General features: G+C 58.5%; 12 protein-coding genes. 3 read left to right on the top strand and 9 right to left on the bottom strand.

The genetic code is table 11. The features are described 5' to 3' along the window. Positions 1-258: 258 nt before the first annotated feature. The 4 genes from IPM61_02455 to IPM61_02440 all read right to left on the bottom strand — a co-directional run bounded on the left by IPM61_02455 (position 259) and on the right by IPM61_02440 (position 5,955). A complete protein-coding gene (locus IPM61_02455) occupies positions 259-2,622 on the bottom strand; it encodes a choice-of-anchor D domain-containing protein (protein ID MBK8910167.1) in 2,364 nt (787 codons plus the stop codon). 54 nt (positions 2,623-2,676) lie between these two features. Further along, the gene (locus IPM61_02450; protein MBK8910166.1) at positions 2,677-3,057 is read right to left on the bottom strand and encodes a hypothetical protein; all 381 of its coding nucleotides are present in this window, start codon (positions 3,055-3,057) and stop codon (positions 2,677-2,679) included. After that, on the bottom strand, positions 3,003-3,944 hold the full coding sequence (locus IPM61_02445) for a LamG domain-containing protein (protein ID MBK8910165.1): 942 nt from the start codon (positions 3,942-3,944) through the stop codon (positions 3,003-3,005). Before IPM61_02445 ends, IPM61_02450 begins: the two co-directional genes overlap by 55 nt. A gap of 130 nt (positions 3,945-4,074) precedes the next feature. Continuing rightward, positions 4,075-5,955 carry a T9SS type A sorting domain-containing protein gene (locus IPM61_02440; GenBank protein ID MBK8910164.1) on the bottom strand — a complete coding sequence of 627 codons (1,881 nt, stop codon included), beginning with the start codon at positions 5,953-5,955 and terminating at the stop codon, positions 4,075-4,077. Positions 5,956-6,298: 343 nt separating this feature from the next. On the opposite strand from IPM61_02440, the gene IPM61_02435 reads away from it, so the two are divergent. Together IPM61_02435 and truA are read left to right on the top strand one after the other, a co-directional pair. Further along, positions 6,299-6,490 carry a hypothetical protein gene (locus IPM61_02435; protein ID MBK8910163.1) on the top strand — a complete coding sequence of 64 codons (192 nt, stop codon included), beginning with the start codon at positions 6,299-6,301 and terminating at the stop codon, positions 6,488-6,490. A gap of 296 nt (positions 6,491-6,786) precedes the next feature. After that, positions 6,787-7,560 carry a tRNA pseudouridine(38-40) synthase TruA gene (gene truA / locus IPM61_02430; GenBank protein ID MBK8910162.1) on the top strand — a complete coding sequence of 258 codons (774 nt, stop codon included), beginning with the start codon at positions 6,787-6,789 and terminating at the stop codon, positions 7,558-7,560. 44 nt (positions 7,561-7,604) lie between these two features. On the opposite strand, the gene IPM61_02425 is transcribed toward truA, so the two are convergent. Next, a complete protein-coding gene (locus IPM61_02425; GenBank protein MBK8910161.1) occupies positions 7,605-8,759 on the bottom strand; it encodes a DUF2279 domain-containing protein in 1,155 nt (384 codons plus the stop codon). Between the two features lie 230 nt (positions 8,760-8,989). Here IPM61_02425 and priA point away from each other — a divergent pair, with 230 nt between their 5' ends. Continuing rightward, entirely contained in the window at positions 8,990-11,515 is a 2,526-nt protein-coding gene (gene priA / locus IPM61_02420) for a primosomal protein N' (protein MBK8910160.1), read from the top strand. 1,020 nt (positions 11,516-12,535) lie between these two features. Here the strand turns inward: priA and IPM61_02415 are convergent. From IPM61_02415 to IPM61_02400, 4 genes are all read right to left on the bottom strand, one after another. Next, complete coding sequence (locus IPM61_02415; GenBank protein MBK8910159.1) at positions 12,536-13,045, bottom strand: hypothetical protein; 510 nt, start codon at positions 13,043-13,045, stop codon at positions 12,536-12,538. A 33-nt stretch (positions 13,046-13,078) separates the two neighbouring features. Continuing rightward, on the bottom strand, positions 13,079-14,170 hold the full coding sequence (locus IPM61_02410) for a TerC family protein (GenBank protein MBK8910158.1): 1,092 nt from the start codon (positions 14,168-14,170) through the stop codon (positions 13,079-13,081). Between the two features lie 328 nt (positions 14,171-14,498). After that, a complete protein-coding gene (locus IPM61_02405) occupies positions 14,499-15,539 on the bottom strand; it encodes a uroporphyrinogen decarboxylase (protein MBK8910157.1) in 1,041 nt (346 codons plus the stop codon). Then, positions 15,536-16,273, bottom strand: coding sequence for a uroporphyrinogen-III synthase (locus tag IPM61_02400; GenBank protein ID MBK8910156.1), 738 nt, complete (start codon positions 16,271-16,273; stop codon positions 15,536-15,538). Before IPM61_02400 ends, IPM61_02405 begins: the two co-directional genes overlap by 4 nt. Positions 16,274-16,286 lie beyond the last annotated feature (13 nt).

Below are 16,286 nucleotides of genomic sequence, written 5' to 3'. Positions count from 1 at the left end.
CGTTCATCATGCGGGTTAGGCGTTGGGTGGGGGTTTCTAAGATGTACAGGTACGTCCCGCTGGGGAGCACTCCTGCGTTGAACCGTACCACGTACCGACCCCGGCGCGAGACTCCATCCACCAATCGCAAGACCTCCTGCCAGCGTGCTGACCACGCTCAGCCGCGTTTGACCGCCTTCAATCAGCTCGTACTCAATCTCTGTTTCCCACGTCACAGGGTTCGGGCGGTTCGGCTTCAGGATTAGCTTCCCTTCTGCCTCAATCAACCGCAGCGTCCCGAATCGGCAGATACCATTCAGTCGGAACTCCCCAGGCTCCACTTCCACCTCTCTCGCTCCCGCTGCTCAGGTTCACATCCGTCAGCTTCAACGCCGTTGTCTCCGCGTTCCCAAGCGTCGCGACGAACTCATAACTCCCCACTTCCCCGCTCGTGAAGCCAGCAGGCAACTCGCCGCTCACTCCAATCAATCGCTCTCCATCCACCACGCTCCCCGTCGGCGTTGACCCCGCAGGATAGAGCAGGCTGCTGTTGAACCGCAGCACACCGCTGAAGCTCAATCCTCCCGCTCCTGCAAAGCCGCCATCGCCAACTTCGGCCCAAACTCCAACCTTCACTCGCTCCCCTGCCGATGCTTCAAGGCTTGGCAGCTTCAGCGTCAATCGCCCGCTCTGCTCCCCCTTCCCGCGAACGTTCGCACTTGCCGTGACTTCGCACGGAAGGCTTGTTCGCGCTGTCGCCGTTGTTGATTGCTCACCCGATTCCGGCGCGTAGCTGATCGTGGCCCACACCGTGTCCCCAGGAGCAATCTCCGCTGGCAACCCTGGCTCCGTGGACGATACTTGGAATGGCGATCCCACCCCCGCAATCCCTTCCACCCGAACCGCAACCCCGCCAACGTTCGCGAACCCAACCCGACCACTGGCCGATTGACCAACTTGCTGCGCCCCAAAATCAAGATCAATCGCCTGCAGCTTCGGCGTGACTCGCTGGCCGGTCACCACCACCCGCTTCGTGATCCCGCATGGCGAAAAACGCAACTCCATCGCTTCGGCAAACGAGCCTTCAGCCGGCGGCGCGAAGCTCACGCTTACCCCTTGCTCCACCCCGTCCGGCAGCGATTGCCCGGCAACGTTGCCAACTCCAAACGGACCTCCAACACTCGCCGAAACAATCACTCCATCGGACCCAGAAAAACGAATCGGCAATCGCTGGCTCACCGTCGAATCGCCGCACATCACCACGCGACCGAAGCTCACCGTGTCGGGAAGCTCAACGCTCACTCCTTGCTTCTGGCCCAGGAGTTGCGCGCCCAGCGATCCCCCGCATGGCTCATACTCTGCTTCGATCGTTCCCGAGTGGCTTCCGCTGCTTGATGGGCGGTAGCTCACCGTCACCGCAAGGCTGTCGCCAGGGGGGATCACTGCCGATGATGGAGCCACCAAATACTCGCCACTGCTGGAGTAGAGCCGTGTCACCCAAAGCTCGATCTCCGAGCGGTTCCGAAGCATGATCGTCGTGTCACGGCTGGTTGCGCAGCCGGTCAGCGTCCCGAAATCTATCACCCCAATCGGCGCAAGCTCCGGCGTTACCACCCGACCCGACAGCCGCAGCCGCAACGTGTCGAGGCAGCTTCCGCTGGCGTACGGAAGTCGCAAATCATCGCTGAACACTCCCGCGCCAGACGGGGCGTAGCGCAGCGTCAGCTGCAGGCTATCCCCGGCCACGACCGTTGCCGGAAGGTTCGGCGATGCCACCGAAAATGGAGCCGAGACGACCCCGGGGCTGATCGTTGCTGGCGCGGTTCCGTTGTTCCGAATCACCACCACTGTGTCGCGTGGCGTGGCTTGGCAGCTGGCCGCCAGCCCGAACTCCATCGCCCCGTGCGAGATGCTCACCAGCGATTGCTGCTTCTCCCCGCGAAGCGTGATCCGCGCCGTCGCGCCGCATTGGTCGCCGACAAGCTCCACCTCCTCGGCAATGCTCCCCGACGACTGCGGCGAGAACCTCACGGTGATCGTCCGGCTCTCCCCGGGGGCCAGCACCACCGGCAGCCCGGCAACGCTGAAGCTGGTTCCGGCAATCCGTGCTTCGGTGATCTCCATCGGCACGTCGCCGCTGTTGGTGAGGGTGATTGCTGTGTCGCGTGTGGAGGTGCAGCCGTCCAGCGTGCCGAAGTCTATCACTCCAGCGGCGCTGAGTTGTGGGCGAAGGACGCGGACCTCCACCGAGTCAACGGCGGTGCAGCCGGAGGAGTCGGTGATCGTCACCCGATAGGTGGTGGTTGCGGTTGGCCGAGCGGTTGGGTTCTGGCAATCGGCGCAGGAGAGGCTGGATGATGGGGTCCATTGGATTGCCTTTGGCGTGCGTCCGGCAATCGTTGGCGAAAGGACAACGCTGGAATCGGCGCAGATGGAGCGGCTGGGTCCGGCATCCACGGTTGGTTGGGGAGCAACGGTGAGCGTGACGGTGTCGCGCCAGATGCAGCCGTTGGAGCTTGTGACGGCAACGACGTAGCTGGTGGTGGAGTCGGGCGTGGCCAGCGGCGTGCGCGCTGCGGTGTCGCTAAGTCCCAGGCTTGGGCTCCAGCGGTAGGTGATGGGTGGAACGCCTTGCTCCAGCACACCCCCCAGCAAAACGCTGGCACCGCGACAGATGGTGGTGTCGGCACCAAGCGTTCATTTTGGCGGTGAGAGGATGACGACGTTGAGGGTATCGCGGGCGATGCACCCCTCGCGATCGGTGACAGTGAGGATGAAGAGAGTGGAGCGATCAACCTTGACGGTTTGGAGGAGTTGATTGCGGCTGGAGATGAGTGGATGGGGGTTCCACTGGTAACGGTAGGGTGGCGCGCCATCGGAGGCATTGGCACCGATGGTGATGGAGTCGCCAAGGCAGACATAGCGCGTGGACCCCAGCTCAACCTTCGGCGGCTGGCGAACGGTGATGCGGATGGAGTCAATCTTCTGAACAGTGTCGCGGCACGGCTCGGCACCAGCAATCTTCAGGGCTTTGACGATGTAGGTTGTGGTTTTCTCGGGGGTGACGGTGGGGAACATGGAGGTAGAGGGCCTTGCAAGGTGGGGGAAGGGTTCCACGTAACCTCTGTTGGGTTGCCGAGCAGGGAGAGTTGGACGGTTTTGCCCGGGCAGATGACGGTATCGGAGGCAGCGATGGAGAGGTTGAGGGTGTTGGGCTGCGCAGCCTTTGGCCAGCCGTTGGCGCGGTAGAGTGCCGAGACCTGGGCAGCGGTGAGCATGGTGTCGTAGATGTTGATATCATCTATCGCTCCTTTGAAATAGAATAATAGAGGGCTCGAAATTGATCGTCCGATCCAGAGGTCATCGGTGTTGGTATAGGTAAGAAGTTGGTCATCATCTTCAGTACCTTCCAAGACCCCATCAAGGTAGATGGAGGAATATTCTCTTGTAGGGTCACGTGTGGTTGACTCATAGACGGCGACGACATGGTGCCAGCGGCCGTCGTTCAGGTTAGAGGTGGCGGTGGTTACACTGCCAGAGCCAACTCTATAGGGGCCAAACCAAATTTTTTCTGCAGGGATGGCACGCTGGATATTATAGCCTGCTCCCTTACTCGCGCCCTTATTTATTATGACATTAACATTGGTACCAGGTCTTTGAGATACACAGAACTTGACCCAGAGGGAGATGGAGTAGGTGAAGGGGAAGTTGAGTGCGGAAGAGTGTGGGACGCTGATGTAGTCGTTGGTGCCGTCGAAGTTGTAGGCGGCGTTGGCGTTGCCGAATCGGTCCTCGGTAAGGGTGGCACCGTTCACGGTGCCGTTGTGCCCGTTGCCGCTGGCATCGCTGGCGTTACCGCTGAAGGGGTAGCTGGCAACCAATCGCTGGGCGGTAAGGCTCTGGGCAGCAAAGCAAAGGAGGGCAACGGAGAGCAAGGCAAGAACGAGCGTGTTGCGTGCAACCATGGTCAGCACCTTGTAAGGTTACGGTGAGAGGATATCGTGTAAGCTTATCTCTGTTTCTATGTCGGAGATGTTCAAGGAAAATCTGGTAGAGGGGGGGCAAGTTCCCCCCCCCCTCTATCCAGAGGTTCGATTATTCCACCACCACCAATCGGATGGTTTGCGATTGCGCCCTGCTACCTACCGAAATGATGTACGTTCCGGCTGGCAGCCCTTCCGTCTCTATCGTCACCGGGGTTCGCCCCGTTCCTGATACCCGTTCTTCGCGGACCTGCTCACCCAAAGAGTTTAAGACCCGTATGTTCAGGACCTCTTCTTCCTCGGCACTCATCACCACCGTCACGGTGCTCCCCTTTCGCACAGGATTCGGGAAGGAGCGGATCGTGTTGGCAATCTTCATCGGTGTCGGGAGCAACACGTTCTCCTCGCCATCGTTCGAGCCTTCTATCATCCGTTTCGGCGTGCAGCCGGTGCAGGCATCCTCCCCCCAATCGTGGTCAACAGCCACTGCGGAATCTTCCCGATACCAAGCCACCCATGTTGTCACCAAGCTGTTCCCGGATGGACTCCACGTTGAGATCGTTTCGCCAAGAATTTGATAATTGTCATCGCAAACTCCTGAGTTTCCTGACTGATCGGTTTTCACAAGGTAGAGGTCCTGCGGGTCGTCGGGGTTGGCACAGGCGGGGTCGCTTTGTGAGCCTCCGGCGATGATAAACCCACGGTTCCCCGCGCTGGTTACGGGGAACACCGAAACCCCCTCCTCATGCTGGCTCGCTTTTTGGTTCAAGCCATATTTCATCGTAATGTCCCCGGCTCCGATCAGCAAGGTGGTCGGATTCACCGTTATCAGGAACGCGTCCCAGTCATTGTTCTGATTACTTTTATTCGTTGCCCCTGTAACCGCCAGATGCCCGGTAAAGAGGGTATCGGTGGAGTCTATCCCGGCGGGGATGTAGCGTAGGCTCCATGCGTAGTCGTCATACTGCTCACATGCAGTACCATCACCCAGCCGGGTTTGAGTATAATCTAGCCACGGAACCGCTTGCCGTAGCCCAACCAAATAGATATCACGGTTTACGTTGGCGGTATCGTAGGTTGTTGTGTATCCACCAACCACAACATCCCCTTGCAGGCTTCCGCTGGGCGGTCCCGGGAGTTCCGCAACGCTTGTGAAGACCTCCGCTCCGTTCGATAGCGTTGGTGGGGAGGTGCAATTCAAAGTGCGTTTCTTCCCGTAGTACGCCGACCCATGAGAAAACGGCCACGTTGACAACCCGGAATTCCCATCAACCCGTACAACATACCCTTCGGCACCATAAGTGGCAGGGTCATTCAATATCCCCACGGCCATAACATCTTCCAGCACCACCCCTTGCCCAGTGATCGTGTATTGGGTTAGATCGGTAACGGCGTTGAAGAGCGTCGTGTAGGGTACGCTCGGGGTTTCGTTGTACGACCGGGTCCACACGGGCAAGCCTTCAACGCCTGCCCGGGTGTGCAGACGCATCATTAATGCCTCCTGCAAAGGTTGGCCCATTGGGTTGGTATTGAGGCTTTTGGTCCACCCCACCACATACACATCCCCAACAAATGGATAGTAGGTCCGTGTTCCAATCGTGACATTGGTGGCGTACCGGGCTTCGGCAATATCCATTGCTTGCTCCTCTTGGGCTCCGCCATAGGTTCGCGTCCAGAGGACACCACCATCGCAATCAATCTTCATCAGGAAGATATCAAAGTTGCCTGTTCCTAGGTCTGTGATTCCCGTAATCATAAAGCCGGTATTGTCCGATAACTCGATAAGGCTCCGGCCCGCATCAATGCCGTTGGCTCCACCGATGTCGTAGGTGTTCTCCCAGATTTTATTCCCGTTGTTGTCGGTGCGGACCACATAGACATCGTTGGGGTTACTGCTATCCTCTTCCCATGTGCTGTACCCCACAGAAATGTAGCCGCCCGTCACCTGCGCTCCGCCGCCACTTGGGGTTGTTGTCTGGCACGTTCCAGTCACCGGAATTGTTCGGAACCTTGCGCCTTCAGTGTGGTCATCATGGCCATAAACCCTCTGAAAAGTTGATTGTGCGGTGCCGGGTGTTGGCAGGATGAGCATGCCGACCAGTATAAGCATTGGAGCTATATTCGCGCTCCAGTAGTTCGTGGTTTTCATTGGCGTAGTTGAGTTTCATTTTTCTTGTTTTTTCGTTGTACGTCAGCTGCGGCCCTATGGGCCGTCTGGTTTCGGTTGGCTTACTATTGGCGTAGTAGCGGTGTTTACCGTATAAGCTCTTCTGAAATCATGGCGGGTCCATAGGGCCTCCTTGTGTGGATATGGGTTTGGATAGCGATAGTGGTAGATGCTTGGCAAGAATGCCATGGTCGGGATGAACATTGGCAGCGCGGCCAAGCGGCTGAGCAAGAAGCGACGTGATGAAGCGGGGAGTGCGGTGATCGAACGGGGGGCTGTGCGGACCACGCAATGGAGTCCGCAGAGGAAGAAGAAATCGGATGGCAGTGGACAGTGGCATAAAACAATCACCAATGGGTAACGGGTTGCCAATCAATCACTATTGGAGGCAAACATAGCGAGGTGCGGGATGGTAGGCAAGCATCAGGCGAAAAAAAATTTCCTTTGATAGTCAAGCAATTCGGCGCATTTATTGCTGGACATCTATCTGTTTTCCCCTGCCTGAGGAGAGCGTGAAGGGGTGCTTTCCTTGCCCTTCCCCACCCCCAACAACCCCTCACAACCCAGCAATTTCTTCCCCTCTATCTTTGCCGCGCTTTCGGGGAAGGTTCTTGGTTTTGTATCCTTCACACAGCGTCCACATATCCGCAATTCTTCATGCCCAGATATCGCTTGCTTCTTGAATATGATGGAACCCGCTACAGTGGGTGGCAGATGCAGCAGAACGCACGAACCGTCCAGGGGATGCTGATCCAAGCCGCTCGCGATGCCTTCGGAAAAGTGGGTGAGGTGATGGGGTCGGGGCGAACCGATGCCGGGGTCCACGCGCTTGGCCAGGCTGTCCATATTGACCTGCCGGAAAGCCTTCCTTCCAACCGAATCCGCATTGGGCTGAACAATAATTTGCCGGCGGACATCAACATCCTGAACGCCTTCGCCGTGCCGAAAAATTTCCACGCACGGCACGATGCCATTGGCCGCAGCTACCTGTACCAAATCTCGCGCCGGCGCACTGCCTTCGGGAAAAATTTGGTCTGGTGGATTCGGGATGATCTGGACGTTGGCGCAATGCGGCGCGCCTCGGCAATCGCCGTGGGAATGCACGACTACCGCGCCTTTGCCGACAAGGACCCCTCGGAAAAATCAACGATGGTGTTGGTGGAGTCGGTGGAGGTTGGGGAAGCTGGGGAGCTGATCGTGATCCGCATCCGCGCCAGCCATTTCTTGCGGAAAATGGTGCGGCGGATGATCGGTTGCATTGTGGAGATCGGGCGCGGAAATCTTCCGCTGGATGCCTTTGCCGCATCGTTGGAAAATCCCGACCGCACGATGAACATGACCGCCCCCCCGTCGGGGTTGTTCTTGGAGCAAGTTCGGTACAAAGGGGATGCGTACTTCACGGAGCTGAAGCCAGCGGTGATTAGCGTCTGATGCGGCACCCGGGCAGCCTTCGCGGCGCATCCCCCAACGCCCAGCTAAAACTTGAATCCGCCAACGTCGAATTTGAAGGGGTAGAGGAGGTAGAACCGCGTCCCTTCATCCCCAAAACTGATGGCCGGGGCGGGGATAATTTTGAACCAGTTCATCCCCTGCCGCACCCAGTTCCAGAAGTTCGGTCCGTCGGGCATCAGCCGCACGAAGTCGTAATCCAGCCCAATGATGAATCGGCGTTTCGGCAGCTGGAAATCGGCCCCCAGCGTGGGATCGTCGTAGCTGATGTCGCGCACGCCGTAGCCAAGTGCCAGATTCAGCCAGCTTGGCCAGTACGGTTTTAGATTTTCGGGAAGCAGGTTGTAGACATTCGCGCTCAGCCAAAACGTCGAGCTGTTGTAGTCATCAACCACGGCGGTTGGGTGGCGGATCGAACGCTCGCCAACCCACTGGGCCGGAACGTACTCCCACTTCAGATTGAAGTTCTCCAGCGCGGGGACGTAATGTTGGGTGATGAAATATGCCGCCCCAAGAAAATCCCCGGCAAAGTCCGTTGGGCTGAAACCCCATTGCGGGCCGTAGCCATCCTCCACCTCCACGTAGGTTTGGTACATCAGCCCAAGCCCCGCGCCAATCCACCGCGATGCCGTCACGCTGAAGCCGCACCCCTGGACTCCTTCGCCCAGGATGTACGACATGTAGTAGCCGCCATACGTATGCCCAACTTTGTCCACCTGCAGTGCGTAATCCCAGTCGTCTTGGATGTGGAAATCTTGGCGGTTATCCTTCCACCATGCGTTGCTTTGCAGGACGTGCAAGCCATAAATCAGCCCGCCGTAGGCAGCCCCCAACGCTGCGGTGGTGATTGGGTTGATTCTGGAGGTCCTGCGGGGAAGCGAAGCGTCCACCGTGTAGCGTTGGTTCTTGGCAAAGGTGTATTCCTGAAAGGGGATAAACTCTGCGGCGGAGTCAATCGCTGGCTCGGGTTTGGCGGGGGGAATATCGCTTGCGGCTGAGTCAGAAACGGCTTGGGCGGAAGGGGCGGTGCTGGTGCTGGCGGCGGGAAGCTGCCGAGCAATCCCGGTAACGGCCACAATTGGCAGCGGTTCCGGCCCTGCGGAATCGGCGGGCTGCCCAACCGCCGGAACCACCCCGAACAACGCAACGGAGAAGAAAGAAATAACAGAGAGTTTGAGCATGGGAGCAACCTACAAGGTGAGAGATTTCTTCGCAATGTACTTTTTGCAGGTTCAAGACACGGTAACAGATACGAACGGAACAGCAGCGGCGGATGCCAGCGTAACAAGCGGGCCGGAAGCTGAGTTGGAAAAGCTGAAAATGCCTTGCTCACTAATCGCCAATTACCCCCTATTTTCCACCAGCCGATTTCCATTAGCCGATCCCCAACAACTGATTTCCAATTTCCACCATGTCCCAATTTGTCCAGGTCGCGCTTCCGCTTCCAATCTTCAAGAACTTCACCTACTCCGTTCCGGACAACTTTGCCGATGCGGCGCATATTGGCGTGCGGGTCACGGTTCCGTTTGGCAAGCGGACGATGACCGGGGTGATTGTTGATGAGGTGAACGAAACCACCCTGCAAGGGGTGAAGCCAATCAGCGACGTGCTGGATGCCGAGCCGCTGTTCAGCGATGAGATGCTCCGCTTTGCCGATTGGATGTCCGAATATTACGTGGCCCCGGTTGGCGAAACCCTCCGCTCGATGCTCCCGCAAGGGATGTCCCCGGAATCGTCCCAGCGGGTGATGCTGGCGCACAACGGCGTGGTGGAGGAAATCCCCGAACTGCGCCGCGTGGCCCCGCGCCAAGCCGCAATCCTGACGGCATTGAGCGACCATCCCAAAGGGGTCACGGTGGCCTTCCTGAAAAAGAAAGTCGGCGCGGAAAATCTTTACTCCCAGCTGGTGGCTCTGGAAGAAAAAGGGCTGATTGAACGCTCCACCACCGAAGGGCGCGAAAGCAAGCCAAAGAAGGTGAACGCCGTGCGGATCAACCCAACGCTCCTGAACGATGAAGAGGCTCTGCACACCCTGTTCGACCAGCTTGATGCCAACGCGCCGAAACAAGCCTCGGTGATGCTGTTCCTCTACACCCAAGCCGAGCGTTCGGGGAACGAATATCTGCCGAATGCTCACGTGGCGGCTTCGGCAAAAGCACCCGCTTCGGCACTGGCGGCGTTGGTGGAAAAAGGGGCGCTGGAGCAAACCCAGATTGAGCAATCGCGTGAGGAAATTTTGGAGGACCGGGAAGATGAGCCGGAGCATGAGGCCCTGACCGATTCGCAGGCGGATATCGTCCCAAATCAGGATCAAGCCAACGCCATTGCGGCAATCACCGGGGCGATGGATGCCGGGGCATTCAAATCGTTTTTGCTTCACGGGGTGACGGGGTCGGGGAAAACGCAGGTCTATATCGAGGCAATCCGCCATGCGGTGGAGCGTGGGAAGCGGGCAATCATGCTGGTGCCGGAAATCGCGCTCACCATCCAACTTGTGGAACGCTTCAAACGTGCTTTTGGCGAGCGGGTGACGGTGCTCCACAGCCGGATGTCGGAAGGGGAACGCTACGACAGCTGGTTGCGTGCCATGCGTGGCGGGTGCGATGTGGTGATTGGACCACGCTCGGCATTGTTCGCCCCGGTGCGGGACCTTGGGATTGTGATTGTTGACGAAGAACACGAAGCCAGCTACAAGCAGTACGATGCCCAACCCCGCTACAACGCCCGCGACGCAGCAATCGTGCGGGCGCAGCTGTCGGGTGCGGTGGCGGTGTTGGGTTCGGCAACCCCTTCGATTGAATCGTACTTCAATGCCCTTCGGGAGAAATATCACCTGCTGAATTTGCCGGAGCGGGTGGACAACGCCCGCGAGCCGCGAATGGTGATTGTTGACACCGTCACGGCACGGAAGCAGAACCTGATGCGTGGGTCCCTTTCGGTGCGGCTGATTGCCGACATCCGCGCAAAGTTGGAGAAGAAGGAAGGGGTGATACTCTTCCAGAATCGGCGCGGGTTTGCCACGCGGTTGGAGTGCTCGGCCTGCGCCCACTCCCCCATGTGCCCCAACTGCGCCGTGACGCTGACCTACCACAAGCCGATCACCTCGCTTCGGTGCCACTACTGCGGCTACACCCGCAAGGCAGAAACCAGCTGCACCGTCTGCGGCAACCACGACCTTCGGCAGCCCGGCGTTGGGACCCAGAAGGTGGAAGAAGAATTGGCCGCACAGCTTCCCGAAGCCAAAGTTCTGCGGATGGACCTTGACACCACCGCCCGCAAAGGGGCGCACCGCCAAATCCTGACGGCGTTTGCCAAAGGTGAGGTGGATATTCTGCTGGGCACGCAGATGGTGGCCAAGGGGCTGGATTTCTCGCGGGTGTCGCTGGTTGGTGTGGTCTCGGCCGATACCCAGTTGCTCCTTCCCGATTTCCGCGCAAGCGAGCGGACGTTCCAGCTTATCACCCAGGTGGCTGGGCGCGCCGGAAGGCGTGGGGGGATGGAGGGTGAAGTGGTGGTGCAAACCGCCCACCCGGAGCATCCGGCAATCCAAGCCGCCTTTGCCAAAAACTACCGGATGATGTACAACGATGAACTGTACAACCGCCAGGCGTTGTTCTATCCCCCCTTCTCCCGATTCATTGTCATCGAGGTGAAATCGGAGGACCAGAAGGAGGCCGAGCAGCACGCGAAATTGTTCCGGGGATTGCTTCCGGCAAAGCATCCGGCGTTGGACATCATCGGCCCGACGCAAGCACTGATCTGGAAATTAAAGAACGCCTACCGCTACCAGATCATCGTGAAAAACAACAAGACCACCGACCCCGGGGGGCGGCAGTTCCACCAGATCTTCAGCAAGGCCTACGAGAAATACCGCGAGGACCACGGCAAGCAATCGGTCCAGATTATCGTGGATGTGGACGCGCAGGGAATGGGGTGAGAGATTGAGAGACTGAGTGAGTGGAAGTGAGCGACTGACCGAGAGTGAAGCTACCGCGAGCTTGCGCCAAGCAGCCCGCTCCAGCGAAGCATCACTCCGTTGCTGGTTGGAAGCAGAATCCAGGAGGATGATTCGGAGCCGGGCGGGGTCCCCCAGATGCACAACGCCGTAGCCGCAAGCGGTGCCGATTGCCGCGCCCAGGAAGGTATCGCTTAGCCAATGGCGGTCGCTGTGGATGCGGCTGAGGGCGGTCAGCGTGGCAAGGGAGTAAAGCGCGACGGTGGCCGCTGGGTGGTCAATATCGGCAGCAAGGGCCGAGCTGATGGAGAAAGCAACGGTGGAATGGCCCGACGGAAGCGAGAAATATTCATCCTTCGTTGAAGGGCCATCGAACACATATTCGCCATCGTTCAGGAATGGGCGGTGGCGGCCAATCAGCATCTTGGCAACGGTGGTGATGGTCCCGGCATAGAGCATCGCCTGGAAGACGTGCCGCCCTGCGCGGCGAACGCTTGGCTCGTCAAAAATCAATCCGCCAGAGTACAACCCCGCGGAGACCGCAAGGCCCGGCAGAAGCGTGCCGTAATAATTGCCAATCTCGCTTAGCCGGTTGGCAAGCGTGTCCTCCGTTTGGGTGAATGTTTTGCGGGCTTGATGGTCGGCGGTCATCATCAGCCCTGTTCCGGCAACCACTCCTCCGGCAATCCCCCACTCGGTTCCCCCAAACCGGAGCGGCGCAGAAAAAATCTGGACCCCTTCGGTGAAGACCGCTTTGGTGTCACTCCAGATGGTGTCAAACGGGCGGGGGGAATCGGGGGTTGCTGCGGAGCTATCGGCGTAACCCCGGGCTTCTGGTCCGAACTGGCCTTGCACCGCCGCCGAACAGGGGAACGCCAGCAGAAAAGGAACAACCCACACCCACCACCGGAAGGGGAGGTGTCGGCATTGCATGGTGAGCGTGCGGCTGTGGTTCTGAACGTGGCGATGTGGCATTGCTGGCTTCGTGTACCGTTCCATCTCCTACGGGCGATTGTTGGGGCGATGCTGCCAGCAGTACTCACCCCCAGCTTCCGCCTTTCGCGAGCATTGCTTGCCGCTTTTGGTGATCCCTTTGCAGCGGTGTTCGGCGGCTGTTGGTTGCTGCGTTTCCTTTTTGGGGGGCTGCAAAAGGTATGTGGGGGGTGGCGCGGATTCTCTTGCAGCCGCGGAATCGTGCTGCGGATTGTCCGATTGCCCAGAGATATCCCGAAGGTTCACCCTGGCAATAAACCCGGTGCCAAAAGGCATCAGCACCTGCGCAAACTTCCCGACCTTCCCAACCACCGCAACCATATCCCCTTTCTGCTTGTCGCCCAGGATGTTCGCGGTGTAGCTGGGGCTGTTGTAGATGGGGGTGTAGTCGTACCGGACCTCCATCGTGTCGGCAGGGGGCGCATCCTGTTGCTGGTGCGTGGCTTCGGGTTGGCCGCGAAGTGTTCCGCACCAAGCCAACAGCAGCAGCAGTATGATGGAGGAACGAAGGCTATTCATGGAAAGCGGATGAAGCCACCCGGGTCTTAAGAGTTAGGAATCTGTTGGTGAATTATTTGGCTGCGGCGTTGGGGCAATCACGTTCCCGATTGGCGCATCGTTTACGCCCGCGCCGCTGCCGTTCCTCTGTTGCGCCTCCAGATCAAACGGAGCAATCGGGCCGGTTAGCCGCGAAGGGTCGTGGGTGACCGGGGAGTGCATGGCCGCCTCCTTGGGGTGAGTAATCGAGAAGATGACGGAGGCAATAAGGATTACCGCCACAATGCCCAGCGAGACTGCGATGTCAATATGGAAATCGAAATAGGTCAGCAACATCTTCACCCCGATAAAGCAGAGCACAACCGCCAAGCCATATTTCAGGTAGTGGAATTTATCAATCACATTGGCCAGCAAGAAGTAAAGCGAGCGCAGCCCAAGAATGGCGAAGATGTTGGAGGTATAAACAATGAACGAATCTTGAGTAATGGCAAAAATTGCTGGGATAGAATCGAGCGCGAACACAAGGTCGGTGCTTTCAATCAGCACCAGCACAATCATCATCGGTGTAAGAATCCAGACACCGTTTTCCTTTACCAAAAACTTGTCTTCATGGTAGCGGTTCGAGACCGGGATCCAGCGTTTCAGCAGTTTTATCAGCGGGTTGGCCTCGATCTCAATATTCGACTCCTTCTCGGCCGCCATTCGGATGCCGGTGTACACCAAGAAGGCACCGAAGATGTAAATCGCCCATTCGAATTGCTCAAGGATAAACGCCCCCAAACCGATCAGCGTGGCGCGCATGATTAACGCGCCGATAATCCCCCAAAACAAGATTCGATGCTGGTACTTGGCCGGGACGTTGAAGTAGCTGAAAATCAGAACGAAGACGAACAGGTTATCAACCGAAAGGGATTTTTCAATCAGATAGCCGGTTAAAAACTCCGTTGCCGGGCGCGACCCAAACTCATACCAGATAAACCCATTGAACAGCAACGAAAGCGTCACCCAAATCACACTCCAGATTGCGGCCTCCTTTGGCTTCACCTCGTGTGCTTTGCGGTGGAAGACCCCTAAATCAAGCACCAGCAATGCCAGCACGAAGGCGTTGAAGCCCACCCACCACCAAACGTCAATGCCAAGTTTCACAGTGGCCTCCGGGTGGTTACGCAAGGATATGTCATGGCTGTGGCCATATCGGTCTGTCGGGAATTGCTGGAAACGTGAAGGAAGACAGAATGCGGTATCGGCTGCCGTGGAAGCTGCCGGCCTGCGCCACCATACAGTGCGCAAACAAACCGGGCAACAATAGGGGGAGGGCTTCCCATTTGATGCCTGCTTATGGAGCGGACCCACAAGACGACCACAGAATAACAAGAAGCAACAACATGGGCAACGCCAACAGGCCCAAGATTTGCTGTCGGGGAGAAAAAGTTCATGGGATTGGGGTGGGGTGATTGCTTGCCCTGCGCCGGGCTTATATCGCCGTCTCCTTCACGGCTTGGATAAAGGCTTGCGCGTGCTCCACCGGGGTGTGTGGCAAAATTCCGTGGCCAAGATTGGCAACGTACCCGCGCTGGCTTGGCACCTTCGCCAACATCTGCTGGGTTCGGCGGCGAATGGTTTCGGGGTCGGTCAGCAGCACCGTGGGGTCCAAATTCCCTTGCAGCGGGAACGTATCGGGAAGCTCCTGCGCGGCGCGGCGAAGATCCGTCTGCCAATCAATCCCAAACCCGCTGGCTCCCGATTCGGCAAAGCCATCGTAGCTGCGGACCCCTTTGGGGAAGTACAGGATCGGCACATCGGGGGCCGCACGCCGCACGCCATCCAGCACCGCCGAAGCATAGGCCAGCCCGAACGCACGGTACTCCTCTTCCGGCAACACCCCGGCCCACGTGTCGAACAACTGAAGCATATTGGCCCCGGCGCGGGTCTGCTCCACCAAGTATCCAACCAACTCCGTCGCAAGTTTTTCCAGCAAGCGGTGCGCCGCCGCGGGTTGCGCAAACAGGAACGCTTTGAACGTATCGAAATTCTTGCTCCCCTGGCCTTCAATCATGTAGGCCGCAAGGGTTAGCGGCGCGCCGGCAAAGCCAATCACCGGAACGCGGCCATTCAGCCTCCGCTTGGTTTCGGCAATGGCATCGAACACAAACTGCAGGTTTTGGGTGATGCCGCTGGCCAGCTGGTTGATGTCCCATTCCGCCCGCAGCGGGTTCGGGAATCGTGGCCCACCTTTCCCTTCTTCCACAATCAGCTCCATCCCCATCGCCTCCGGCACCACCAAGATGTCGCTAAAAATGATGGCCGCATCCACCCCCACCAAGTCAACCGGCTGGACGGTGACTTCGGCGGCAAGGTCCGGCGTTTTGCACAGGCCCAAAAAATTCGTGGTGGCGCGGATTGCGCGGTACTCCGGCAAGTACCGCCCCGCCTGGCGCATCATCCACACCGGACGGCGTTCCACCGACTGGCCACAAAGGGCGCGGATCAGGAGTGAGTTCTGTTGATCGTTCATGGTTGTTCTATCGCTTCAAGGATGGCATCGGCAAGCAGTGCCCCATTTGGCTTGGATGGAGTAATCACCTCCGCTACCCCGTTCCTCCGCAGTGCCTGGGCGGTGGTGCTTCCAACGGCGGCGAAAATAGCTCCGTGCGGTAGCTCCGGTTGAAGCGAAATGAAATTGGCCACCGCCGAAGGGGAAAAGAAGACGAAACAGAGCGGAACCCCCGCCCCCCGAATCGCCGTGCGAAGCCGCCGCGCCGCGTTGGCCGGAAGCTGCGGGCGGTACAGCGGAAGCTCCATCACCCGCGCGCCCCGGTCCCGCAATCCGTCAACAAGTTCATCGCGCCGCTGGCTGCTGCATGGGTACAGAATGGCAGGCGCAGCAAGGCCGGGGGGAATCTGGCGTAGCAGTTCGGCCCCGCTGTTGGCAAGGGCTTCAATCGGGGAATTGGGGAAGCGCGTTTGGACCAAATCACGGCTCCGCTGGCCAACAATCCAATAGCGAACGGAATCGGGAGGGATGGGAAGATTGGGGAGCGCAGCCAGCCATTGCTGGGCAGCGGCGGCGCTGGAAAGAACCACCCTGGACCCACCCGCAGCCAGCCATTGCTGAGTGATAGAAGCATCGGGGGGGATGGGGAGCAGTTCAATCATCGGCGCGCTGAACACCCGGAACCCACGCCGGCGAAACACCGGAGCCAATCGCCGGTTTTCCTGGTGGCTGCGGGTAAGAATGGCTGAGGGCATTGGTTGGATAGCT

It is taken from the genome of Chlorobiota bacterium (assembly GCA_016710285.1).
GTDB lineage: Bacteria > Bacteroidota > Ignavibacteria > OLB7 > OLB7 > OLB7.
The sequence above is the reverse complement of the archived record's forward strand: the minus strand, read 5'-3'. Positions and strand labels throughout refer to the sequence as shown.

Coding starts and splice junctions, on each gene's coding strand:
- truA (MBK8910162.1), top strand. CDS start 6,787: ATGCCCAGATATCGCTTGCTTCTTGAATATGATGGAACCCGCTACAGT.
- IPM61_02400 (MBK8910156.1), bottom strand. CDS start 16,273: ATGCCCTCAGCCATTCTTACCCGCAGCCACCAGGAAAACCGGCGATTG.
- priA (MBK8910160.1), top strand. CDS start 8,990: ATGTCCCAATTTGTCCAGGTCGCGCTTCCGCTTCCAATCTTCAAGAAC.
- IPM61_02415 (MBK8910159.1), bottom strand. CDS start 13,045: ATGAATAGCCTTCGTTCCTCCATCATACTGCTGCTGCTGTTGGCTTGG.
- IPM61_02405 (MBK8910157.1), bottom strand. CDS start 15,539: ATGAACGATCAACAGAACTCACTCCTGATCCGCGCCCTTTGTGGCCAG.
- IPM61_02425 (MBK8910161.1), bottom strand. CDS start 8,759: ATGCTCAAACTCTCTGTTATTTCTTTCTTCTCCGTTGCGTTGTTCGGG.
- IPM61_02450 (MBK8910166.1), bottom strand. CDS start 3,057: ATGTTCCCCACCGTCACCCCCGAGAAAACCACAACCTACATCGTCAAA.
- IPM61_02445 (MBK8910165.1), bottom strand. CDS start 3,944: ATGGTTGCACGCAACACGCTCGTTCTTGCCTTGCTCTCCGTTGCCCTC.
- IPM61_02435 (MBK8910163.1), top strand. CDS start 6,299: ATGCTTGGCAAGAATGCCATGGTCGGGATGAACATTGGCAGCGCGGCC.